Genomic DNA, 22,509 nt, shown 5'->3' with positions numbered 1-22,509 from the left:
CCCCCTGAAGCGCCCACTATTCGTCGTCCTGCCCGGAGTTCTCGCCGTGACCGCCTGCGCCGCTTGTTTCCAAAGCCCACCGTCTCGCTATGAGCACTCGCGGCAGCAACGCGATGGACGCTTCCACAACGCGCTGCCGCGCCCCGCCGTGGGCTTGTGGCAGGGCGCGAAGCTGGCCTGGACTTTCCTGTTCGCCAAGCCCGCGGGCACCATGCCGGGCCGGCCGATTCCAGTGCGCGCGCTCGATCTCGCGCAACTGCAGGCCGCGCCCGATCGCAGCCTGTATCGCCTCGGACATTCGACCGTGCTGATGAAGCTCGGCGGACGCTACTGGATCACCGACCCGGTGTTTTCCGAGCGCGCCTCACCGGTGCAGTGGGCCGGTCCCGCGCGCTTCCACGCGCCGCCCATCGCGATCGAGAACCTGCCGCCGATCGCGGGCGTGATCCTGTCGCACGACCACTACGATCATCTCGACCGCGCCGCCGTCATGCAGCTGGCCGCCAAGACCGGCCGCTTCGTGACGCCCCTGGGTGTCGGCGATCAGTTGATCGCCTGGGGAGTGGATCCGGTCAAGGTCGAGCAGCTGGACTGGTGGCAATCGACCGAAGTCGACGGCCTGCGATTGACGGCCACGCCGGCGCAGCACTTCTCAGGGCGCGGCCTGACCGACACGGATCGCAGCCTGTGGGCTTCGTGGGTCGTTCAGCACGCGGACCTGCGCGTGTTCTTCAGTGGCGACAGCGGCTACTTCGACGGCTTCAAAGCGATCGGCGATGCCTACGGCCCGTTCGATCTGACGCTGATGGAGACCGGTGCCTACGATGAGCGCTGGGCCTTCGTGCACATGCAGCCCGAGGAGACCTTGCAGGCCCATCTCGATCTGCGCGGTCGCTGGCTGCTGCCGATCCACAACGGCACTTTCGATCTGGCGCTGCATCCGTGGGAACAGCCTTTCGAGCGAATCGCCGCTCTGGCGGCTGCGCAAGGCGTCGCATTGACCACGCCCGTCATGGGCGAGCGGATCGACATGCTGGCACCGGTGACGGGCAGCTCATGGTGGAGGGACGCTGCGCTCCGATGAGCGAGCCTGCACTTTCATCGAGCGGTTCTCAGCGGCCGGCCTGCGACAGCCATCGCCTGGCTTCGACGAACAGGGCGCGCGACTCGTCGGTGTTGTCGACGATCTGCCCGGGTTGTATCGCATACCCTTTCTGGCTCAGCGACAGGGCCAGATATCGATAGGCAGGATCGTAGGCATCCTCGTCGATGAAAAAACCGATCAGCCAGAATCGCAGGGAAGGCCCGACGCTATCCATCCTGTCCTTCTGGTAGATGCAGAGTCGGCGCGCGATACGCCAGACGTCGGCCCTTTTTTCGACGAAGTCGAAGAACTGGGCCTCCGAGGACACGTCGAGCTCGATGCCGAGCGGTCCGCGCGCCCTGGCCTGGATCGTGACCGGCGTGATCGCGATCGCGCGATCGCCGGCGATGTCGATGATCGAGGGCTTCATGACATGGGACGAAGCCGCCCCGCTTTGCGCCATCGCTCTGGACGCCTCGACGAAGCCCGGGAACTTTCCCTTGAACCACGACACCTGAATCTCGCCGTCATGGTGGAACGTATCGAGTAGATCGGACCACATGCCGTGATCCCGGAAGTATCCCCACTTGAGAATGAGTTGACCGATGTCGGAGCGGGCTTGGTAAGTTGCGTTCACGTTTGGGGTCGACAAGGCGCGGTGGGTTTCCGCCGCGTTGACGGGCCCGAGCCCGAACGACAGCGTGAGAAGAAAGGCTGAAAGGATCGCGGCAGACTTCATGATGCGCTCGCGCTCGATGGCGGCTGGGCTGATCGGCGAGGTCGCCAGCGCGATGCGATGCTCACGCGCGCCATAGGAAACCAGGCCCTGGAAGATGATGACCGTCGTCGCTGCCGACCTCGCGCTCGATCAGCCGGTTGAGCTTGGCGTTCATGGTCATCACGAGCTCGCGGACCGCCTCGGGTTCGCGCGCGAGGTTGCGGGTTTCGCCCGGGTCTTCCTGCGTGTCGTAGAGCTCCAGGTCGTTGCGCGCGATGAGCTCTTGCCAGCTTCGTGGCGTGTGGTGCTGGGTCGGTGCGAAATAGCGCACGAACTTGTAGCGGCCGTCGTAGACGCCGCGCATCTGCCCGCGCTTGCTGAGCAACCCGCGGAACTGCGGCTTGCGCAAGGCCAGCAGGCTCGTGGCGCCGCTCTTCTTGCGCTCCTCGTCGAAGGCCAGCGCCGCGACGTGGTCCTGGTAGATGAAGCTGGTCCAGTGCATCAGCAGGCCGTCGTCTTGCTCACCGCGTGACGCCTGCGTATCGCGACGCAGGATGACACCGCTGAGATCGCGCCCGACCAGCTCGGGAACTTCGCGCTTCACCGTTTCGGCCGGCACACCGGCGAGGCCCAACAGCGTCGGCGCCATGTCGATGTGACTCGCGAGCGCAGTCGTCGAGGCTGCGGCGGCGAACTGCGGATGACGAACCAGCAGCGGCACCTGCATGGCTTCGCGATACGGCAGCGCGCCTTTGCCGCGCAGCCCGTGCACGCCAAGCATCTCGCCGTGGTCCGCCGTGAAGACCACGATGGTGTTGCCGGCCTGGCCGCTGGCATCGAGCGCATCGAGCAGGCGCACGATGTGCTGATCGCTCTCGCGAATGCAGTTGTAGTAGTAATTCACGAACTCGCGGCAAACCTGCTCGTTGTCGTAGGGCAACTGGCCCATCGCGATCTCGTCGCAGAGCGCGTATTCGGTCGCGGCAGGAACCCGCGTGCTCAGATCCACAGGCCCGAAATTGGCGGGCAGGGGATAGCCGAGATCCTGCTGGTAGAGCGCGGTCTGCGGCGGTCGCGCGAGATCGTCCGGATAATGGATCTTGCGCGTTGCCGTCATCTCCGGCCCCGACGTGAAGTACATGATGTCGTGCGGATTGACGATGTTGACCGCCGCGAACCAGGGCTTCTCGTGGCCCGCCTGGGCCTGCAGGAAAGCCACTGCCCGATCGGTGGTATCGGTGTCGTCGCGATGGCCGCCGAGTACGCCGTCGAGCTCGTGCGTGGTCCCCACTTCGTCGAAGCCGAAGCTCTGGATCTCGTCGCGCACCTGCTCGGCCGTCCAGGCCGCGTGCTTGTGACCGTAGAGCCGGCTCAAATGCCATTTGCCGAAGTAGGCGGTGCGATAGCCCGCGGCGCCCATCAGCGTGCCGAGCGTGGGCGCATCGCGCTTGAGCGTCGGCGCGTAAGGCAGCGGAATGTTGTCCCAGACGCCGTTGTTCTGAGAGTGCTGGCCCGTATAGAGCACGGCGCGAGCGGTCGAGCAGACCGGCGTGGGTGTGAGCGCACGCGAGAAGCTCAGCGACTCGTGCTGCAGACGAGCGCGGCCGGGACAATGCGTATCGATCAAGCCTTGCGGAAGCAGCGACCAGCCCTGCTCCTGGTCGCTGGTCACGAGCAGGATGTTGTAGGGCTTGCTGCCCGCAGCGACGGGAAGATCGAGCTTGGGCTGCTTGCGGCCGTGCATGCCGAGCCCCACGCCGACGACTCCCGCGGCAGTCGCCGCGCCGATGCCGCCGAGCAACTTGCGACGCGACAGGCTCATGCCCTGGCTCCCGGTGATTTCGTCGAGGTCACATCTGTTTTGGAATGCATGTGCATTGGCCTGTCTCCCGGCGGATATCGATTCGGCAAGCGAGTGCTTACCAGCTGCGGATCAGTCGCAGTGCCACACCGCGGCTGACCTGCGCATTACGTGCATAGAAGGTATCCGCATAGCTGATGTTGATGCCTGCGCGCTCGGTGAGGCGGATCGCCGCGAAGGGGCCGCCGCTGTAGGTGCGAAGCCGGAAAGACCGTTCGGGGGCACCGGAGCCGCTGTCGTCGGTGGTCTGGATCAAGGCCACGGCGTTGAGCCCGAACGCGAAGCGACCGATGACTTTCTCGATCGCGAATTCGGTGTTGAAGAACTGCCCGGTCCGGATCTCGGTGTCCTTGTTGATGGTGTTCCAGCCGTAGCCCGTGCGATTGCCTATGGTGATGCCCGAAAAGCTGTCGTAAGACTGAGGCCCGAACGAATACACCATCGCGGTCTCGAGTCGGCTGGTGTAGTAGTTGAGGCTCGGGTTGGGAGCGCGATCGCTGCGGTACTCGCCATCGGGGATCGCCACCGCCAGATCGATGCCGTACCTGAAGCGTCTGTCCGCGCTCGTCCGCGTGAAGAAGAACGCGAAAACACTGTCGCTCAAGCCGCCGACCTCGCGGTTCTGGGCATCGAGTTCCGTCTGTTGCGTTGCGGCGACTTGCGTGGCGACACGATTCAACGATGTGTTCAATGCCGCTTGCAAGGGAGGCGGCAGCGATGGCGCAGGCTGCGGTCGCAACTGAACCGTTTGCTGCGAGATCGAAACCTCGCGGTCCATGCGCTGATACGCGCGGCTCAAACTGACGCCCAGGCGGTTCCCTTCGACGCCGGTGTCGAAGAGGTAGCCGATGATGAATCGATACTGCTGCGAAAGCTGTCGATAGTCGATTGCCGCCGGTCCCACGTCGACGTTGTAGGTGCCGTCGGGAATCGCGCCGCCTGTTGCGGCGCCGGTCGGCAGGGCGATCGACTGGCCGGGAACCGAGATGTGGTGGCCCTGGTCGTCCACGACCTTATAGGAGTCGAGATAACCCACTGCGACAGTGCCGAAGAATCCGATCTGCTCGAGATCGGCGGCCATCTCTCCACCCAGAACCGGCAGCGCGGCCTGGCGCAGTCGATAGCCTTCGGCCGCTGCGGACTCGTTACTCCAAGACAGGGCTTCGACGGCCAGCAAAAGAACGGCCGGCCCCGATGGGAAGAATCCCGCTTTGATCCTCATGAATCTCCTCCAGTAGTCCTTGTTGAATATCGGCAACGCGGCTCCGGAAAAGTCGCTCGGGCAGCGTGCGCTTTGTTTTTTCAATCGAGATCGACATCGATATTGATCTCGAGATTGCGATCGACGGCGCGGTGATCGAATCGGTATCGAGACTAGTCGGTCTCGCGAGTCGGACTGGGTTGCGTGTGCGGGGTACTCATCACCCGCGATGGGCAAGAGCAGGGACGGGTCGTGGCTGTGCTCTTCCACGACTTGCTGCTGCAGCAGCCAGTGCGACGTAGCGTCGTCAGGAACATGGGTTTCTCTCCGCACTTCGGGCCTTCGGTCTGGATTGCCGATGGTCACGAAGTGACGGGTAAACTCTATGGGGCCGCGGCTTATAATCGAAGATGCCTGAATCTTCGAGCTGCATAAGAAAATGAATCAGCTACTGTCGATCACCAAGCTCTCCGCGCTGAGAGATTTCCTCGAAGTGGTCGAGCGCGGCAGTTTGCGTGCGGCGGCGCGCCAGCTCGGCACCGCGCAGCCGACGATCAGCCGCAACATTCGCGAGCTCGAGCGGAAACTCGATCTGGAGCTGTTCGAACGCAGCGCGACCGGCACGCAGCTGACCGAGCTCGGCAAAGTCTTCTACGGCCGCGTCAAAGGCGTACAAGCGGAGCTGCAGCGCGCCCACGACGAACTCGAACAGTTGCGTGGAAACGGACAGGGCAGCGTTCGCGTTGCGCTGTCGTCGGTTGCGCAGATCACGCTGTTGCCCGGCGCCATGGCGGCATTTCGCAAGCGCTATCCGAAGGTGAAGCTCGAGATCATCGACGGCATGTTCGCCCGCATAGAAAGCGAGCTGCGCAACGGCGTCATCGACTGCTACGTCGGCCCCGTACCGCAGCAGATCAGCAGCGATTTTCGTGTCGAGAAACTGTTCGACAGTTCGCACGTCATCGTCGGACGAAAGAACCATCCGCTTGCACGGGCCCGGTCGTTAAGCGATCTCGCGGAGGCCGAGTGGGCGTCCATCGTCATCTCGGGCAGCGTCGGAAGCGATCTCGCGGCGCTGTTCGCGCATCATGGCTTGCCCGTGCCGCAACCGGCCGTGAAGGTGCATTCCGCGCTGTCGATGATGCTGGTCGTGTTCCAGAGCGATCTGCTCATGCTGGTGCCGCTGAGCTGGGTGCAATCGCCACTATGGACCGACACCCTGGTGCCGATTCCGATCGACGAGATCGCGCCAGCGCCCGCGATCTGCATGGTGCGCCGCAGCGCTCTGCCGCTGACGCCCGCTGCGGAACACTTCTGCGACATGATGCGCCGAGGCGCATCGCACTTGGACTTGCCGACTGGAAAACCCGCTCCTCGCCGCTCAACGAAAAAAAGCTGAAAGCGGCAGCGCGTGTCGACATGAGGGTTCCGTCACCGCGCTCGCCATGGTGGAGGAAGCGCGCTGTGCTCCGGTGAAGGCGATCGCACGCAGGTTATGGCCCGCGATCTGCGGGTGGCGTCCAGGTTTGCTCGAGCCTCAGCGGCGTCGGGCGCAATTTCAGCTGGGCCGCGGCCACTGCGTTGTTGAGGCCGGAGCATAGCAGCTGCGTGGTGCTGGGCCGCTCCGGCACCTCGCGTGCTTTGCGCTCCAGCGGATCGTACGCGGGCAGGATGCGCGGGAATGCGGCTCCGCGTAACGCGCCTCCCGGCAATGAGTCGTGCCTGAAGTGAACCGGCATGCGCTTGGCTGACGGCGCCCAGACCACATCGTCTCCGGTCCAGCGCAATGCAAGCGCGCGGCGCCGCCGGCTCCGATGACGGTTGCCGTAGCTGCCGTGCAGCGTGAGCGGATGGAACATCAGGATATCGCCCGGCACCATCTCCCAATCGAGCAGCTCGTAGAGCTCCGGGTTGGCGTTGATGTCCGGCACGTCGCTCATCTGCTCGTCGATGATCGCCGCGACGTAGTCCGGCGATATCGCCTTGAATCGTTGCGGCCAGCGATGCGAGCCTTTGACGTAGAGCAACCCACTGCTTTCACGCGTCACCGGATCGAGCGGAATCCAGAACGAGGTGATCTGCTCTCCCCGGATCGGCCAGAACGACAGATCCTGATGCCAGGGCGTCGGCGCATCGGTCCCGGGTTCTTTCACGAACATCTGGTCGTAGAAGAAGCGCACTTGTTCGGAGCCCAGCAGCTGCTGCGCCCAGTGCGCGAACGGACCGTAGTAGATGGCATCGCGAAGCTCGTCGATGCGCTTCCAGAGAAACGTATCCATCTGGTAGCCGCGCGTCTTGCGCGACATGAAGCGCCCCTGCACCGACAGCGCCGAGCGCGCGTGCTCGACGCCGCTTTCGATCAGCGCCAGCCAGTTCGGCGCGATCGCCTGCTGGACCATCAGCACGCCATCTTCGTGATAGCACCGAATCTCGGCCTCGGAGAGTCGGCGCAGCGGCGGGGTCGGATACGTCATCGTCATTCTCCGTCGAGAGCGCGTCAGAACTGGTAGCGAACGAAGGCCTGCGCGTAGTCTCGGTCGCGCATCAGGTTGGCCATGCCGGCGCCGAAGAACCAGGTGTAGCCGAGCGTGAACGACAGCGAATCGCGATAGCGCGCTTCGACGAGTGCATCGGCCTGCTTGCGTCCTTCGACGAAGTTGCCGCCAGGCCCCGGCGCGGTGCCGAGCATATCGTGGGCCCAGCTCAAGGTCGGCTTGAGGCTGATGTTGGGCAGCACGCTTTCGTAGCTGAAGATACCGATCACGCGATAGCCGGTCGAGAAGCGATCCGGAAACAGATCGCGATCCTGCTGATGCGGATTGAAGCGAATGCCGTCGGCGCCGTAGCTGCAGCTCGGATTGAGCGAGCAGGCCTGGCGACTGCCATCGGCGCCGGAGCCGTCCGCGCCGGCGCTTGCGTGATAGTAGGTTCCCGGCGCTTCGAACTGGAGCTGGGCTAGCGAAGGCAGGCCCGGCACCCAGGTCGCGCCCCATTCGCCGACGACGATGATCTGATCGGCGTTGACCCAATTGTCCGGCGACAGCACGCGCGAGACGCCGAGGTTGAACTGATAAACCGCCTCGCGCTCGTAACCGGCGATGTAGCAGTCGGCTCCACGGTGGTAATCGGCGAGCGTCATGCTCGTCGAGCACGGCGGATTTTCGCCGACCGCGCCGCCGCGATACGCCGTCACGAAGCTCGGGAACGCGCGCGCCGATCCCGGCACATGGCCGATGCCGACGTTGACGAGATCGGGATACGGCCGGTTGCCGTCGGCGTCGACGAAGTCGCTGTTGCCGTAGTTGATCGCATTGCCGTTGGCGTCGTAGCCGATGCCGACATTGAGCAGACCGGCCGAACCTGCGCAGCCGACATTGCGATCGTGGCAGCTCGTGAGCGTCGGGCCGAAGGCCGCGAACGCCAGGTCCTGCGTATCGATTTGCAGCGGCAGGTTCGGGCGGAACGCGATCTCGCCCTGTATCGAGTAGTCGCCGATCGTGGTGTTGAAGCTCGCTCCGATCAGGTGAATGTCCTCGGGATATTCGAGCTGGAAACGCGCGGTATCGAGCGGGGCCGCGCTGTCGGTCGCACCGGCGGCGGAATCGCCCGGTGACGTGAGCGCATGGACGAACGGAATGTCCGGGCAGGCCGCCAGAAACGACAGCAGGTCGGTCGCATCGATGCCGAGCGGGTTGCCTTGCGCGCGAGCGCAGCTCGCCTGCGTGGCGTAGAAGCTCGCGATCGGCAGGCGCGAGTGATAGTTCATGAAGTAGAGCCCGACCTCGACGCCGGAGCCGATCGACTCGAAGTAATACTTGAGCGCCACGCCGAACTGTCCGCTCGTGCGTGGGCGAGCGTCGGGTACGCGGTCGATGTTCGAGGTGGTATTGCTGAGCCCGGACAACGGCGAGTCGAGCGGGCGTCCGAGCTGCTCGGGGTCTTCGGCGACGTTGCCGGTGCTGATGCTGATCGAATCGATCGCATTGCGCGTGCCGATGTCGAGATCGGAGAAATAGCTGCCCGGCGCGACGGTTTCGACGCTTTTCCATTCGAGCTGGTAGAACATCTCCAGGCTCATCCCGCTCAAGGGTTCCAGGCTCACGAAGGCCATGTTGATCGGCGTGAAGACTTCCTCGGTGCTCTTGCCGATGCGATACAGATTGTTCGCGTTGACCGGGTTGGCCTGGTTGAGGCTGTTGATGACGAGCGTGGTGCTCTCGCCCCAGCTCACCGTCTGCCGCCCGAGCTTGAAGCTCAGCTTGCGCTCGCCCGCGATCGGAAGCTGGCCGAAGACATTGAGATCGAGCAGCTGAAAATCGGTGCCGATCTGGCGCAGCGTCTCGCCGTCGGAACGGCGCTCGCGCACGTCGCCGCCGGGGCCGTAGGAAAGGCGTCCGCGCTCGCTGGGCTCCCCCCAGGGCCGGCTCGAGATCAGGCCCGTCAGCAGCGACGTCGGCTGGGTGAGCAGTGTGCCGAGCGGGTCGGGCAGCATGATCGGCGATGACGGCGTCACGCGCCCGACCTCGAGCCGGTTCTGCGAGCTGATGCGGTTCGGATGCGTTTCGGTGAAGTGCTCGTTGGTGCCGTCGTAGAAGAACAGCGCACGTGCGAACAGCCCGTAGTCGCCACGCGTGATCGTCAGGTCCGATGCGAACTTGGTGACGGCGGAGAACACCGCGCCCTTGTCGTAGTTGAGGTTGCCGTCGTCGTTGTTGATCGAGGCGGCTCCCGACGCGGCGACGAGTGTCTGCGCCGGGAACAGCTGATCCTTGAACAAGCCCTGGCAGCTCTGGTAAGCGCCGTTCGGTCCGGTGCACAGCATCGGGTCGAGATTCGACTTCCCCACCAGATTGTTCGCACGACTTTCGGTGCGAACGCCGGCGCCGAAGCTCAGCGAATTGTTCAGCACCGCCGTCGCCGTCTCGCCAGCGATCGGAATTTCGAAACTCGCCGCATCGGCCGCGCCGCTCAAGGCGAGCGCGACCAGGGCCCAGCGTGTACGGACAGCAGGCTTGCTTGCCATCGTTCTCCTCCGCTTTCTGCTTATGCCGCTCTCGAGCGCGGCTCGTGCCGTGTCAGCAAATCGATGGAGGCGCGGACCAGGCGATCGGCTTCGCTCGCGGGGCCGTCGTGCAGCACGGTGCGGTCGGGCCTCACGACCGCGCACCATCCGGTCGCGGCGGCGCGTGGCATCAGCTGGATGTCGAGACATTCGTAGGCCTCGCTTGCACTCGCACCGGTGCCGTAGGCGCGCAGCTGTAGCGAGCTGCCGCCGATTGCGGACCAGGCCTGTCGCGTGGCCGGCGCGAGATGCGCGGATGCATCGACACCGAAGCCGACCAGCACGAGCCCGCTACCGAGCGCATCGTCGCTGAGCAACACCGTGCCGTCCGATCCGCGAACCAGGCCTTGCGGAATCTGCGCTCCGCGCTTGAGCCCGCCACGCCGCCGGCCGCGTACGAACAGGCCGTCCGGAAATTCGTTCTTGGGCTTGACGCCGAGTTCGTCGAAGTGCCGGCGCAGCGCGGGCAGCAGGCGAAGTGCGGCCATGCTGCCGTGCACGAGGATCGCCATGAGCTTGTTGCGCGGCATGACGAGCTTGCCCATGAACTTGGCGAGCCGGATCATCTTCGCCGCATGCGGCCGTCGCTCGATGTCGTAGCTGTCGAGAATCGCCGGGGCCGCGCGGCCGTCGATGACGCTGGCGAGCTTCCACGCGAGATTCATCGCATCGCGCAGGCCCGCCACCAGACCCTGGCCGACGAAGGGTGGCGTGACGTGCGCCGCATCGCCGATCAGGAACACGCGGCCGCGCGAGAAGCGCTCGCAGCAGCGCGCATGGAAGCGGTACACGGCCTTGCGCTCGATGCGGATGTCGTCGGTGTTCGCCCACTGCGAGAGCAGGCTCTTGATGGTGTCGTCGCGCTCCATCTGCTCGCGCGTCTCGCCGGGCCTCAGCATGAATTCCCAGCGCGTACGTCCGCCCGGCGCGACCATGTGCGGCGTCGGTCGCTGCGAGTCGCAAATGAATTCGACGTGATCGAAATCGCCGGGCACGTTGCGCGCATCGACGATCAACCAGTCTTCGGCATAGGTCCGGCCGGTGAAGCCCTGTCCGATCGCCTTGCGCACCTGCGATCCCGCGCCGTCGGCGCCGATCAGGTAGCGCGCGCGCACCGTGCGTTCGCGTCCGCCCGATTCACGCAATGCCACGGTTACGCAATCGCCTTCGTCGACGAAGCCGATCATCTCGGTCGCCAGCCACGCACGCACGCTGGCATGCGAGGCGACCAGGGCGCGCAAGGCGCGTTCGAGGTCGGGCTGGTAGAAGGTGACGAGCTTGGGGTGACCGTCGATGTCGCCGCGGGTGTTCACGCGTCCGAACAGGCCCACGTGCGGACACAGCATGCGCACCTGCGGAATCACGATCCTGTCGAAGGCGTCCTCGGCTAGACCGGTGGCCTGCAGAATGCGCAGCGCCTCGTTGTCGAGCGCGATGGCGCGCGGCGACATCAGGATGTCCGCGGCCTTGTCGATCACGAGCGTGCTGACGCCATAGCGGCCGAGCAGCGCCGCGAGCGCGGCACCGACCGGCCCATAGCCGACGACGAGCACGTCGACGGATTCGATGGTGCCGTGCATGGGACGGGTTTGCGATGAAGTATCGAGTGTCATCGGGGTGCTCAACTGCGGGCGACGAGGCGCAAGGCCAGCGCCGGCATCAGGCGCAGCAGCAACGGCAACACGCGCACGATGCCGGGCCGTACTTCGGCGACGCCTGCGAAGCTGCCGCGCAACGCGGCCCGGGCGACCGCATCGGCCGACAGCTTGCGCACCGATCGGTGCGCCACCGCGGGCGTATCGACGACCGGCGGCAACAGTTCCGTCACCGTGATGCCGATCGGAGCGAGTTGTCCGCGCAGCGAGAGGCAGAGACTGTGCAGCGCGGCCTTGGCGGCGGAATACAGCGGGGCGCGCAAGGTGGGAGCGAGCGCGTAGCCCGAACTCACCACGAGCAGGCGGCCGCCTGCCTGAGCGCGCAGGCCCGGCAGGAATTCGGCGATCAGGTTCACCGCGCCTTCGAGATTGCCGCGCAGCTCGCCCGACAGATCGAGCATCGCCAGGTTGGCGGTGGCGAAATTGATCTCGCGCAGGCCGCCTGCATTGCTGATGAGCAGGTCGATCGAGGCGGCGCGGCTTTCGACCTGCTGGGCGAAGCGGCGAACCGCCGTGCGGTCGGCGACATCGCAAACCATCGTGAAGACACCCGGGAAATCGCGTTCGAGCGCGGCGAGCTTGGCTGCATCGCGGCCGCAGGTGCAGACCTGCCAGCCGTCGGCATGCAGGCTCGCGACGAAGGCCCGGCCGATGCCGGAGGAGCCGCCGCTGATGACCGCGGTCTTGGCGGAATGCGTGCTCATGCGGACCTCACTCGATCGTGAACGGAAACGGAAAAGCCCCGAGCACGCGTCTCGCATCGTCGGGCGAGGCGCCCGGTTCGAGCACCAGGCGCAGCGTGAGGCCCTTGCTCTTGTCCTCGACGAGCTCGAGTTCGCGATAGGCCAGCGCGGCATCGCGCAAGGCGCTCTCGATCGCATCGCGCGTCTCGAGCTGCTTGAGCGCCGGCTTGTAGATCTTGCCGACCGCGGTCAGCGGCATTTGCCCGATCAGGCGCACCTGTTTCGGAATCGCGGCGCGCTCGGTGATCTCTCGGCCGAGGAAATCCACCAGCTCGCGCTCGCTCGTCGAGCGGCCTTCGCGCAATTGCACGTAAGCCACCGGCAGCTCGCCCGCATGCGCATCGGGCCTGCCGACCGCGGCCGCGATCTGCACGGCCGGATGACGATGCAGCGGCTCTTCGATCGTCAGCGGATCGATGTTGTGTCCGCCGCGGATGATCAGCTCTTTCTTGCGCCCGGTGAGCCAGAAATAGCCGTCGGCATCCTGGCGCGCGAGATCGCCGGTATTGAGCCAGCGCTGGCCGTCGCCGGTGTCCAGCCACAGGTTCTTGTTCTGCTCGGCGATGCGATAGCCCGCGAACACATTGGGCCCGCTGACGATCAGCACGCCCACTTCGTCGACCTGCGCGTCGCGCTGGTAGCGGCCGGAGTCGTCGAGCACCACGGCCTTCATCGGCTGGCCCGGCACGCGCAGGCCGATCGAGCCGATGCGGCGGTCGCCGAGCGGCGGGTTGACGCTGCTGACGCAGGTGGCTTCGGTCAGGCCGTAGCCTTCGAGAATCTTGATGCCGGTGTGCCGCTGGAAATTGCGGAACACTTCGACGGGCATCGGCGCGGCGCCGCACAGCCCGTACTCGAGCGAACTCAGGTCGCGCCCTTGCGTGGGCAATTGCAGCAGCGCGGTGTAGAGCGTCGGCACGCCACTGAAGAAATTGATGCGATGACGCTCGACGATTTCCCAGAAGCGTGGAATCAGTCCGGGCCCGCGATAGCCTTGCGGCGTGCCGAGAATCACGTGCGCGCCTTTCGAAAACGGCAGCAAGCCGGTGACGAGCACGCCGTTGACGTGAAACAGCGGCAGGCCGCAAAAGACCACCTTGCCGGGACCGACGCCGTCGCCGAGGAAGGCGCCGGCGCTCCAGGCGTTCGCGACTTCGTTGCGGTGACGGCGAACCGCGATCTTCGGCAGGCCGGTGGTACCGCCGGTGCAGAAGTACGAGGATTCGTCGTCGCCGTCGATGTGTCGTCCGCTGTTGAGTTCGCTGCCGTTTTCACGGCGGATGGCGCTGCCGAAATCGTGGGTCGAGATCGACGCCGGAATCGCGCCGCGCAATCCCTTGCGGCCATGCAGCCGCCACGCTTCGCGCTTCTGCAGAAGACGCGCGGCGAGCCCGCGAAGGCCGCGCACACGATCGGCGAGATTGACGAGCACCAGGTGTCGCACCGAACGCAATTGCGGCAGCACCGGTGCGAGCTTGGTCCAGACGTCGGTGTTGGGGAACGGGGCCAGCGTCACCAGCACTTTGGCGTTGGTGGCGTTGATGAGTTCGGCCAGCGCCGGGCCTTCGAGCAGCGGATTGAACGCGGCGACGATGCCGGCCGCTTGTCCGCCCCAGATCACGAAGTGCGTCTCGGGCAGGTTGGGCAGCACGAAGGCGACGACATCGTTCTTTCCGACGCCGAGGCGGTTGAAGAAGTTGGCCGTCTGCGTGATGCGCGCGAGCAACTCGCGATACGTCCAGGTCTCGGGCCGCCGATGCTCCTCGGTGGTCAGGAAGAAGCTCAGCGCGGGCGCGTCGGGGTCGATCTTGGCGCCTTCGCGGAGCATCGCGTAGGTGCTCTGCGGCAGGTCCACGGGCAAGCCGGCCTCCTCCGCGCGCTCGACGTCGCGGATCGTGGCGATTCCTGGCATGTCAGCTCTCGGTGATGATGCGGTTGCGCTGGCGGCCGAGGTCGATGGCACCATCCGCACTGCGGATGCTGGCTTCGACGATGTCGCCGGCCTTGAGGTACTGCGTGCGCTGGGCCTGCACCTTCATGAAGATCGCCCACTTTTTGGCTTCGGGCAGCAGCGCGCCGATCTTCTGCTTGGTCGGCGACGGGATCGACAGCGCGCAACCCGAGGGTGTGCCGGTGGCGAGCAGATCGCCGGCATCGAAGTCGTGCACGCCCGAGAGTTCGGTGAGCGTTTCGGCCGGACCGTAGACGAGGTTGCGCGTGCTGTCCTGCTGGCGCAGCTCGCCGTTGACGGTGAGCTTGAGCTGCAAGTCCTTGAGCGCGCCGATGCTGCTCGCGTCGAGCAGCGTGAGGTAAGGCCCCACCGGGCCGAAGGTCCGGAACGACTTGCCCTTGTAGAACTGCATCTGCGGAATCTGCACGTCGCGCGCGGAGTAATCGTTGACGATGACGATGCCGGCGACGAATTCGTGCAGGTTCTGGTCGGTGACGCGAACACGCGCATCGATGCGGCGCCTGATCACCAGGCCCAGCTCGATTTCGTAGTCGAGAAAGCGCACGGACTTGGGCTGGATCACCTCGCTGTCCGCGGCGACGATGCAGCTTGAGGCCTTGGTGAAGATCATGTTGTAGGCCTTCGCGTCGGGGTCCATGCCCGACTCGATCATGTGCTGCCGATAGTTCGCGCCCTGGCAGACGAACTGCTGGTTGCGCGTGATCGGCGATAGCAGGCGGATCTCGCCGAGCGCGAGGCCTGTGCCATCGAGGCCGCGCAGCGATTCGATCGTGTTGGCGCGCAGGAAATCGCCGGTGGTGGCGAAATCGCCGGGCACCTCGATCACGCGGTCCTTGCGCAGCACGCCCCAGCGATGGCGGTCCTGGTATTCGTAGCGGACGATGTTCAAGCTCATGAGGCGTTCTCCGGGCGACGCAGAGGTTTCGGAATGGGGAAGCGGGCGGACGTCGGCGGGCGTCGCCCTGTCGGCTCGTGCGGAAGCGATCGCGCACCAGCCGAGGCTTGCAGCGGCGCCTTGCAGCCAGCGGCGCCGTGACAGCGAATGAAGCTCGGGTTCACGGCCGCCAGCGTCCGGCGCCATCAGCCGAACAGCCGAGCCAGCGTCATGAGCTTGGCCAGCGACAGGTCGGGGCTGCGCCGCAGGTTGCGCAACAGCGCGGCGATCGCGCTCGGCGTCATCCTGGGCTTGGTGAACGAGCGCGGCATCGGCTGCCCCCATTGCGACATCGCATCGCGCGACACCGGATGGATGCCGGTGGGCCTGTCGGCGGTGAACAGATCACCGTCGCAGTAGTGCTCGTGCTTGTCGCCCCAGGGGTCCTGCCAGTAGTCGAAGATCTGGCTGCCCAGAATGTGCCGGCCGATGCCCCAGGCGTGCTTCCAGCCACGCTCGCGCAACACGCGCTGGCCCATGCCGACCGCATCGGTGTCGACGAGCTCGTAGGCGCTGTGGCTGTAGAGCGGCATGAAGCCCTGGGCGAGCGCGAGCGTGTGGTGGTCTGCCGCTTGTTCGCCGAGGTCCAGGCGCAGGAAGCTCACGGCCGGAGAGCCATCGGGCAGTACCTGTACGTCGCTCGGAATCAGTCCGAGATGCTGCGTGTACCAGCCGCAGGTCGCCTGGTAGTCGGCGACCTCGAGCACGCAATGGCCCAGGCGAATGACTTCGGGCGGCGAAGCGGGCGGGCGCTGCGTGCCGTTGATTCGTCGTCCGTGGCCCGCGTGATTGAAATGCAGCGGCCCGCGATGCGGCTGCTCGGGCACCGGCGTCTGCGCGCACACCACTTCGACGACGAAGCCCGAGGGATCGAGCAGCGACAGGCATTCGCCGCCGCCCGGATGCTCGGCGCTGCGGATCGGCGCCGAGGCGCAGGCGTCGGCGAGCGCCTCCAGATCGCGCCGATGCGCGACCGTGAAGCCCATGCCGACGAAGCGCGGACGCTCGGCGCGCTCGATCCGGTAGCAATACGGCGCGGCCGAGGTGCCGCGCAGGTACAGGCGATCTTCGCTGCGATGCGCGACCGACAGGCCGAAATCGGTCAGGAAGGACTCGGCCGGGCCGAAGTCGGGGCGCTCGAAGATCAGGTAGGCGAGCGAGGTCGCCTTTGCCGTCGGGCTCGGATGCCGGGCGGGTTGGAGGGCTCGAAGTTCGGGCATGGATGCTCCTGGTTCACGAGGACGGCGAGGCGAAGTCCAAGGAGTCGCTTGCCGCATCGCCGCGCCGCTGGCGCCGCCATACAAGCTCCTCGTCGGGGGCGATCTGCGTCGCCTGATTGAAACTTTATGCATATTTGAATAAATCTTCAAGTATGAAAAATTGCACTACAATGAGGGCTTCACCCAGCCGGCAATCCCATGAGTCGTTCAGCCCGAACATCGCCGAGCGCCAAGCGCACCCAGAAGCGGGCCTCCGCCCCGGCGGATGCGACCGTGGGCGACGAGCAGCCGCGCGAGCCCAGGGAGCCCCGCGGCGCGCGCCGGCGCCGCGAGACGCGGGAGAAGCTGATCGAGGCTGCTTTCAGCCTCATGGCCGAACGCGGCCTGGATGCGGTGACGATCAACGAGATCACCGAGGCGGCGGATGTCGGCATCGGCTCGTTCTACAACCACTTCGAATCCCGCGAAGCCTTGCAGGCCGCCGTGATCGACACCGTGTTCGAAGAGTTCGCCGATCATCTCGACCGGCTCGTGGTCGCGATCGACGATCCGGCCGAGGTCATCGCGATCTCGGTGCGCCATACCGTGCTGCGCGCGCAGCACGAGCCGCTTTGGGGGCAGTTCCTCGTCAAGGAGGGCCTGTCGACGCGAGCCCTGACCCGGGGGCTCGGCGCGCGCCTCGCTCGCGACATCCAACGCGGAATCGCCAAGCGGCGTTTCAGCACGCCCGATCCGACGATGAGCCTGATCACGCTCGGTGCCGGTGTGCTCGGTGCGATCGCCGCCGTGCTCGAAACCCAGAAACCGGATTCGATGCTGCAGTCGCTGGGCCTCGACCGCGGCAGCGCGGCCGAACGCGCCGCCGCCATGCTGCTGCACGGACTCGGCCTGAGCTTCGATCAGGCGGACGTCATCGCCCGCCTGCCGTTGCCGGAAATCTAGTCTCGACTTTCATCGCCCTGTCGAGCGGCAGACTCACCAAGATGCTCGTCGTCGTACGGCGTACCTTGCCGGACCGCCTGATGGATCGCAGGATCCATCGAGGGCTAGTTTGCGGTCAGCCGCTCCGACTCGGCCCACAGCCTCGCGGCCGTGGCCGTTTCGAGGGCCTGGGGCGGAATGCGGGCGAGCACGGGATAGCCGCGCGTTTCGCCGAGCTTGTCCGGGCCATAGTAGGCGCCCGCTCTCGCCTGGGCCGAAGTCGCGGCGTACAGCGTCGGCCAGGCTCCCTGTGCGGCCGGCTGGAACAGGAACCACAGGTAACGGCGCAGCATGCCGGGGGCGCTCCATGCACCGGCTCCGTTGGGCAGCAAATCGGTGCGCGAAATGCCGGGATGCGCGGCCAGGCTTTGAATGCCCCACGCGGCTTCATCGCTGCGGCGCTGCAGTTCGAACGCGAACATCAGGCAGGCCAGCTTCGATTGGCTGTAGGCCGGCATCGGTTTGTAGTCGAGTTCGGAGTTCAGATCGTCGAAATGGATCGCGCCGTTTCTCGCCGCGATGCTCGATACGTTCACCACGCGTGGCGCCATGCCCTTGCGTAGCAGCGGAAGCAGGCGGGCGGTCAACGCGAAGTGACCCAGGTAATTCGTACCGAACTGAAGCTCGAAACCATCGGCGGTCGTCAGCCGCTTCGGGGGCGTCATCACGGCGGCGTTGTTGATCAGCAGGTCGAGCTGCGCCTGCTGGCGTTGCAACCGGCTCGCGAAAATTTCGACGGACCGCAGGCTGGCCAGGTCCAGCGTTTCGAAGCGGATCGCGGCATCCGCGACGCGGCTCCGGATCTGGGCCACGGCCGCTTCGCCCTTGATCGCGTTTCGGCCCGCGATGACCACATCGACGCCAGCGCGGGCGAGTGCGAGCGCGGTCTGGAAACCAAGTCCTCCCGTTCCGGTCACAACTGCCGTGCGACCGCGTTGGGAGTGGATGTCAGCGGAAGTCCATCTCGACATGGTGATGCCCTGGAAGATCGAAGAAGAGTGGACTGGGTGCCGATGAGCGACGGTCATGACGCGCCATTGACGGCCGGGCGCTTTCTGTCATGTCCTTGCGCTCACCTCGCTTGCAGTCGACACCATCAAGCTAGAGGGAATGCCCCGTGAGCAGAATGCCCGATACCTCAATAAATTTGCCTATTCCTGCAGGCGACGATTCGCCGACGACGCACAACGGCAGCGTGCAGCTCACGCGCGACCAACCCGCGAATCACGTGTGGTCGACGCTGGTCGCGGAGGTCAAGGCCTATGTCGATGCGCAGGGTGGCGGGCAGGGCCTGTTCGAGACACCGATGGACAGCGTCAAGATCATCCGCTCGTTCCAGGAGATGATGCCGCATCGCATGGTGTACCGACCTTCGCTGTGCATCGTGCTCCAAGGCGCGAAGCAGATACTGTTCGGCGAAGACAGCGTCGACTACGGCGCGATGCAGTGCCTGGTCGTCAGCATGGAGCTGCCGGCCAGCGGGCGAATCGCCAAGGCCAGCGCCACCGAGCCCTATCTCGGCATCACCATCGATTTCGATCTCGCGATGATGCGTGACGTGATCGAGCAGATGGAGACGAAGCCCGCGCTCGATGCCACGCCGGGGCCTTGCGTGTTCGTGACGCAGGTCGACGACACCTTGGGCGAATGCATCCTGCGCCTGATCAGACTGACCCGGAGACCCGATGCGGTTCCGATTCTCCATCCTTCGGTCATGCGCGAGATTTACTACTGGCTGCTCAGCGGGGCGCATGGGGGCGAGATGCGCAAGCTGGTGATGCCGGGAACGCATATCGACCGCGTCGCAAAAGCGATCCAGCTTCTGCGTCTCGACTTCGCCCGCACGCTGCGCGTGGAGCAGCTGGCCGCGCTGGCCAGCATGAGTCCGTCATCGTTCCATCAGCATTTCAAGGCGCTCACGTCGATGACGCCGCTGCAGTTCCAGAAACAGCTGCGCCTGCTCGAAGCCAGGCGCCTGATGGCGACCGACGCGGTGAACGTGGCGGATGCCGCCTACCAGGTCGGCTACGAAAGCACCTCGCAGTTCAGTCGCGAATATTCCCGGATGTTCGGCGTGCCGCCGAAGCGAAGCATGATGAAGCTCAAGACCGCGCCCGCTTGAACCGGCTCCCGGGCGGAATCAAGGCACCACCGAATCGATCGTCAAGTTCACCGCCGCGCCGATGTCGCTACGGCCCACGCGGATCACCCCCTGAAGATCGCCGGACTCGGCCCTGGCTTGTCCATTCTTGCCGATGCGCGCGCTCACTTCCCAACGGTCGAATGACGAAAGCTTGAGAGTCGGCATCATCGCCTGGCTGTCGTCGAGCCTGATCCGAAGCGGGAAGCGCTCGATGGGTTGCCGGACCACCGCCAACGGCATCGCTGGGCCTTCGAGCGCCTTGGCGTAGACGATCAGCATGCCACCGGCGGGCAGCTTGTTGGCCAGCTCGGGTGCGAGGTTCAAATGGATGTCGAGTGCGACCGCCGATGACGGGGCGGGTGATGTCTCGCCGGTGGGCTTGACTCCGAGTGCGGTGAACTGCTGGTCGAGGATACTGCGCAGCTCATCGGGAATTTTCTGCGAGCGTAGGCGCGTCCAGAGTTCGATCGTGCGCGGCTTGTCGCCGGCCTGTAGCGCGGCCATGCCGGCGTACCAAAGCGCTTTCGCGTGCCTGGGATCAAGCGCGAGCGCCTGGTCGAACAGCTGCTGCGGCCGGTTCCGCAATAGACGGTCACTTGCCATGCTGAGCGCTTCGCCCTCATTCACGAGTAGATCGGGATCGCGGTGATCGGTCAGTTCGTTGGCTTTGGCGTAGGCTGCGGCGGCCGCGGCGTAGCGTTGCAGGATCAGGCGCGCGCGTCCGAGCGCGGCCCAGCCGTCGACGTCATCGGGAGCTTGTCGCAGCCGCTGCTCGAGTTGGGCCAGCATGGCGTCGACGTCGGCTTTGGGCGGCGCGAGCTCGCCCGCGACCATCGCCGCGGTACGCCAGGAGCCGGCCGCTGCGTAGTAGGCGCCCGAAAACATCGCGAGCAGCAGGCCGAGCAACAGGGCTCCACGCCAGCGCAGCGGCGGCGCCGATCGCGGCGCGACCGCGACGGCGGACGCATCGTCGAGCAGACGCGTTCCGGCTTCATCGCGTAGCGCAGCCGCTGCCTCGGGCTGGATGAGGCCGGCTGCGACCTCCGCTTCGATTTCCTCGAGCCGCTGGCGGTAGGCCGCGATGTTGCTGTCGCGGCGCCTGTCGGCGTCGCTCGCGCTGCGCTTCCACCACGGTCTGGCGAGTCCGAGCGCGGCGAGCACGGTGAGCGCCGCCATCGCCCAATACAGTTGATTCATGACCGTAGCGAAGCCCTGATCGGCGCAGTGCGATCGCCTCAGCGGGCGAGCGGCAACGGCTCCGCGCTGGCCGACTGCATCGAATCGACCGACTTGAACGGTGCGCAGGAATGCTTGCCGTCCGGCGTCGTCAGCGATTGGGCGAGCTCCGGCGGCAGGTAATTTTCGTCGTGCTTGGCGAGCACTTCTTCGGCCGTGAACTGGCCGTCGTCGCCGAGCTGTCCGGTGGCGACGATGCCCTGACCCTCGCGAAACAGATCCGGCAGGATGCCGTCGTAACGCACCCTCACCTTCTGCGCGCAATCGGCCAGCGTGAAGCTCACGAGCAGGCCTTCGCCGCGCTGCAGGCTGCCCTGCTCGACCAGGCCACCGAGCCGCAGCCGCGCGTGCTTGGGCGCGTTCTGCGCCACCAGATCGCTCGGCGTGTAGAAATACATCATGTTCTTGCGAAAGGCCGTGAAGCCGAGCACCGCCGCCAGCGCGATCCCGCCGATCAGCACGCCCACCCACAGCATTCTGCTTTGACGCTTAGTCATCGTCTTTCTCGCTCTGGCCTTCGGCCAGTTGCTGGATCACGCTGCGGCGGCGCAGGGCGGGCGTCACGAGGTTCCAGACCAGCACCAGCACGAACGCGCCGAAGCTGCCCCAGACGTACGCGGCATAGCCGCCCATGGAGAGAAAGGAGCTAGGGCCTGTCAGCACGAATCCACTCACCGCGACGGAGGTCGCTTTGGCGCAGCGCAAGGAAGGAGGAGCGCGCTGTACTGGACGTACAGGAGCGACGACTGACGCCGCGATGCGCCAAAGCGGCCCCGTCCCTTCGGGTTGTGGTCCGAGTTTCGATCATGCGGCGTTGCTCCTCAGTCGTTTGGAGCCACCAAACTCCCTCGTCGCGCCTGGCCTGATCGAAACTCGGACCACAACGCGGCGAGCGGATTCGTGCTGACAGGCCCTATACATCGAAGCTCAGCATGCGTTCACGAACCCAGGACGAATGACGCTCGCGCAGCAGCAATTCGTTCTGCACGCGCCGGATCACCGCCCAGGCGAAGAACGTCATGCAACCCACGCTCATCGACAGCAGCGGCCACAGCATGTCGGCGGCGATGCTCGGCTTGCCGATCTTCGACACCGTCGGGCCTTGATGCAGGCTGTTCCACCATTCCACCGAGTAATGCACGATCGGCACGTTGACCACGCCGACGAGCGCAAGCAGGCCGCAGGCACGAGCCGCGGTGCGCGGGTCTTCGAAAGACTGGTTCAGCGCGATCACGCCGAGATACAGAAACAGCAGCACGAGTTCGGACGTCAGCCGCGCATCCCAGACCCAATACGCGCCCCACATCGGCTTGCCCCAGAGCATGCCGGTGACGAGCGCGAGCGCGGTGAAGCTCGCGCCGACCGGAGCCGCGCAGACCACCACGCATTCGGCGAGCTTGATGCGCCAGATGATGGCGACGAAAGCCGCCGACGCCATCGCGCTGTAGCCGAACAACGAGAGCCATGCGGCCGGCACGTGGACGTAGATGATGCGAAAGGCTTCGCCCTGCTGGTAATCGGCGGGCGCGAGCACCAGGCCGCCGACCAGGCCGTAGCCGATCAGCAGTGCCGAGGCGATCGCAAGCCGCGGCGCCCAGCGATCAGCCAGGCGATAGAACGCGGGGGGAGACGCGAGTCGATGGAACCAGGTCCAGTCCAGTGCTGATCGCGCCATCGATTGTTCCTCCGAGCGTGCCGT

The 22,509-nt window shown here is 65.5% G+C and carries 19 protein-coding genes; 4 read left to right on the top strand and 15 right to left on the bottom strand.

Annotated elements, in window-relative coordinates; all coding sequences use genetic code 11:
• The first annotated feature begins 4 nt into the window (after window positions 1–4).
• The gene (locus tag WQQ_RS03565) at window positions 5–1,084 is read left to right on the top strand and encodes an MBL fold metallo-hydrolase (RefSeq protein WP_040453518.1); all 1,080 of its coding nucleotides are present in this window, start codon (window positions 5–7) and stop codon (window positions 1,082–1,084) included.
• 28 nt (window positions 1,085–1,112) lie between these two features.
• Here WQQ_RS03565 and WQQ_RS03560 read toward each other — a convergent pair whose 3' ends face one another.
• The 3 genes from WQQ_RS03560 to WQQ_RS03550 all read right to left on the bottom strand — a co-directional run bounded on the left by WQQ_RS03560 (window position 1,113) and on the right by WQQ_RS03550 (window position 5,230).
• Complete coding sequence (locus tag WQQ_RS03560; RefSeq protein ID WP_157534491.1) at window positions 1,113–1,721, bottom strand: nuclear transport factor 2 family protein; 609 nt, start codon at window positions 1,719–1,721, stop codon at window positions 1,113–1,115.
• A gap of 163 nt (window positions 1,722–1,884) precedes the next feature.
• A complete protein-coding gene (locus WQQ_RS03555; protein WP_007183687.1) occupies window positions 1,885–3,624 on the bottom strand; it encodes a sulfatase family protein in 1,740 nt (579 codons plus the stop codon).
• Window positions 3,625–3,721: 97 nt separating this feature from the next.
• Entirely contained in the window at window positions 3,722–5,230 is a 1,509-nt protein-coding gene (locus WQQ_RS03550) for a transporter (protein WP_157534490.1), read from the bottom strand.
• Between the two features lie 73 nt (window positions 5,231–5,303).
• Here WQQ_RS03550 and WQQ_RS03545 point away from each other — a divergent pair, with 73 nt between their 5' ends.
• Window positions 5,304–6,263, top strand: coding sequence for a LysR family transcriptional regulator (locus WQQ_RS03545; protein WP_007183685.1), 960 nt, complete (start codon window positions 5,304–5,306; stop codon window positions 6,261–6,263).
• Between the two features lie 94 nt (window positions 6,264–6,357).
• Here the strand turns inward: WQQ_RS03545 and WQQ_RS03540 are convergent, their stop codons facing one another.
• From WQQ_RS03540 to WQQ_RS03510, 7 genes are all read right to left on the bottom strand, one after another.
• On the bottom strand, window positions 6,358–7,338 hold the full coding sequence (locus tag WQQ_RS03540; protein WP_007183684.1) for a phytanoyl-CoA dioxygenase family protein: 981 nt from the start codon (window positions 7,336–7,338) through the stop codon (window positions 6,358–6,360).
• A 23-nt stretch (window positions 7,339–7,361) separates the two neighbouring features.
• Window positions 7,362–9,887, bottom strand: coding sequence for a DUF1302 domain-containing protein (locus tag WQQ_RS03535; RefSeq protein ID WP_007183683.1), 2,526 nt, complete (start codon window positions 9,885–9,887; stop codon window positions 7,362–7,364).
• Window positions 9,888–9,907: 20 nt separating this feature from the next.
• Complete coding sequence (locus WQQ_RS03530) at window positions 9,908–11,539, bottom strand: bifunctional 3-(3-hydroxy-phenyl)propionate/3-hydroxycinnamic acid hydroxylase (RefSeq protein WP_157534489.1); 1,632 nt, start codon at window positions 11,537–11,539, stop codon at window positions 9,908–9,910.
• A gap of 8 nt (window positions 11,540–11,547) precedes the next feature.
• Window positions 11,548–12,285 carry an SDR family NAD(P)-dependent oxidoreductase gene (locus WQQ_RS03525; RefSeq protein WP_007183681.1) on the bottom strand — a complete coding sequence of 246 codons (738 nt, stop codon included), beginning with the start codon at window positions 12,283–12,285 and terminating at the stop codon, window positions 11,548–11,550.
• 7 nt (window positions 12,286–12,292) lie between these two features.
• Window positions 12,293–14,236, bottom strand: a complete 1,944-nt coding sequence (locus WQQ_RS03520) for an acyl-CoA synthetase (protein ID WP_007183680.1) — start codon at window positions 14,234–14,236, stop codon at window positions 12,293–12,295.
• 1 nt (window position 14,237) lies between these two features.
• Window positions 14,238–15,191, bottom strand: a complete 954-nt coding sequence (locus WQQ_RS03515; RefSeq protein WP_007183679.1) for a fumarylacetoacetate hydrolase family protein — start codon at window positions 15,189–15,191, stop codon at window positions 14,238–14,240.
• Between the two features lie 185 nt (window positions 15,192–15,376).
• Window positions 15,377–16,450: a VOC family protein gene (locus WQQ_RS03510; RefSeq protein WP_007183677.1), complete on the bottom strand. Its 1,074-nt coding sequence runs from the start codon at window positions 16,448–16,450 to the stop codon at window positions 15,377–15,379.
• Window positions 16,451–16,648: 198 nt separating this feature from the next.
• Between WQQ_RS03510 and WQQ_RS03505 the strand changes: the two genes are divergently transcribed.
• A complete protein-coding gene (locus WQQ_RS03505; RefSeq protein WP_040452941.1) occupies window positions 16,649–17,392 on the top strand; it encodes a TetR/AcrR family transcriptional regulator in 744 nt (247 codons plus the stop codon).
• A gap of 104 nt (window positions 17,393–17,496) precedes the next feature.
• On the opposite strand, the gene WQQ_RS03500 is transcribed toward WQQ_RS03505, so the two are convergent.
• Window positions 17,497–18,402 (bottom strand): SDR family oxidoreductase, encoded by a 906-nt coding sequence (locus WQQ_RS03500; protein WP_040452939.1) that lies wholly within the window; start codon window positions 18,400–18,402, stop codon window positions 17,497–17,499.
• A gap of 257 nt (window positions 18,403–18,659) precedes the next feature.
• Between WQQ_RS03500 and WQQ_RS03495 the strand changes: the two genes are divergently transcribed.
• A complete protein-coding gene (locus WQQ_RS03495; RefSeq protein ID WP_157534609.1) occupies window positions 18,660–19,553 on the top strand; it encodes an AraC family transcriptional regulator in 894 nt (297 codons plus the stop codon).
• A gap of 18 nt (window positions 19,554–19,571) precedes the next feature.
• Here WQQ_RS03495 and ccmI read toward each other — a convergent pair whose 3' ends face one another.
• The 4 genes from ccmI to WQQ_RS03480 all read right to left on the bottom strand — a co-directional run bounded on the left by ccmI (window position 19,572) and on the right by WQQ_RS03480 (window position 22,485).
• Window positions 19,572–20,771, bottom strand: coding sequence for a c-type cytochrome biogenesis protein CcmI (ccmI, locus tag WQQ_RS03490; protein ID WP_007183673.1), 1,200 nt, complete (start codon window positions 20,769–20,771; stop codon window positions 19,572–19,574).
• 38 nt (window positions 20,772–20,809) lie between these two features.
• Entirely contained in the window at window positions 20,810–21,307 is a 498-nt protein-coding gene (gene ccmE / locus WQQ_RS03485) for a cytochrome c maturation protein CcmE (protein WP_040452936.1), read from the bottom strand.
• Window positions 21,300–21,473: a heme exporter protein CcmD gene (gene ccmD, locus WQQ_RS23540; protein ID WP_237715005.1), complete on the bottom strand. Its 174-nt coding sequence runs from the start codon at window positions 21,471–21,473 to the stop codon at window positions 21,300–21,302. Before ccmD ends, ccmE begins: the two co-directional genes overlap by 8 nt.
• 250 nt (window positions 21,474–21,723) lie before the next feature.
• A complete protein-coding gene (locus WQQ_RS03480) occupies window positions 21,724–22,485 on the bottom strand; it encodes a heme ABC transporter permease (protein WP_007183670.1) in 762 nt (253 codons plus the stop codon).
• Window positions 22,486–22,509: the final 24 nt, after the last annotated feature.

Source organism: Hydrocarboniphaga effusa AP103 (assembly GCF_000271305.1).
Taxonomy (GTDB): Bacteria; Pseudomonadota; Gammaproteobacteria; order Nevskiales; family Nevskiaceae; genus Hydrocarboniphaga; species Hydrocarboniphaga effusa.
This window is presented reverse-complemented; position numbering and strand designations above follow the sequence as displayed.

What these genes read in the sequence shown, in the direction of transcription:
- WQQ_RS03505 (WP_040452941.1), top strand. Translation starts at nt 16,649, where the DNA reads ATGAGTCGTTCAGCCCGAACATCGCCGAGCGCCAAGCGCACCCAGAAG.
- WQQ_RS03520 (WP_007183680.1), bottom strand. Translation starts at nt 14,236, where the DNA reads ATGCCAGGAATCGCCACGATCCGCGACGTCGAGCGCGCGGAGGAGGCC.
- WQQ_RS03500 (WP_040452939.1), bottom strand. Translation starts at nt 18,402, where the DNA reads ATGTCGAGATGGACTTCCGCTGACATCCACTCCCAACGCGGTCGCACG.
- WQQ_RS03535 (WP_007183683.1), bottom strand. Translation starts at nt 9,887, where the DNA reads ATGGCAAGCAAGCCTGCTGTCCGTACACGCTGGGCCCTGGTCGCGCTC.
- WQQ_RS03515 (WP_007183679.1), bottom strand. Translation starts at nt 15,191, where the DNA reads ATGAGCTTGAACATCGTCCGCTACGAATACCAGGACCGCCATCGCTGG.
- WQQ_RS03480 (WP_007183670.1), bottom strand. Translation starts at nt 22,485, where the DNA reads ATGGCGCGATCAGCACTGGACTGGACCTGGTTCCATCGACTCGCGTCT.
- ccmE (WP_040452936.1), bottom strand. Translation starts at nt 21,307, where the DNA reads ATGACTAAGCGTCAAAGCAGAATGCTGTGGGTGGGCGTGCTGATCGGC.
- WQQ_RS03510 (WP_007183677.1), bottom strand. Translation starts at nt 16,450, where the DNA reads ATGCCCGAACTTCGAGCCCTCCAACCCGCCCGGCATCCGAGCCCGACG.
- ccmI (WP_007183673.1), bottom strand. Translation starts at nt 20,771, where the DNA reads ATGAATCAACTGTATTGGGCGATGGCGGCGCTCACCGTGCTCGCCGCG.
- WQQ_RS03540 (WP_007183684.1), bottom strand. Translation starts at nt 7,338, where the DNA reads ATGACGTATCCGACCCCGCCGCTGCGCCGACTCTCCGAGGCCGAGATT.
- WQQ_RS03545 (WP_007183685.1), top strand. Translation starts at nt 5,304, where the DNA reads ATGAATCAGCTACTGTCGATCACCAAGCTCTCCGCGCTGAGAGATTTC.
- WQQ_RS03530 (WP_157534489.1), bottom strand. Translation starts at nt 11,539, where the DNA reads ATGACACTCGATACTTCATCGCAAACCCGTCCCATGCACGGCACCATC.
- WQQ_RS03525 (WP_007183681.1), bottom strand. Translation starts at nt 12,285, where the DNA reads ATGAGCACGCATTCCGCCAAGACCGCGGTCATCAGCGGCGGCTCCTCC.
- WQQ_RS03555 (WP_007183687.1), bottom strand. Translation starts at nt 3,624, where the DNA reads ATGAGCCTGTCGCGTCGCAAGTTGCTCGGCGGCATCGGCGCGGCGACT.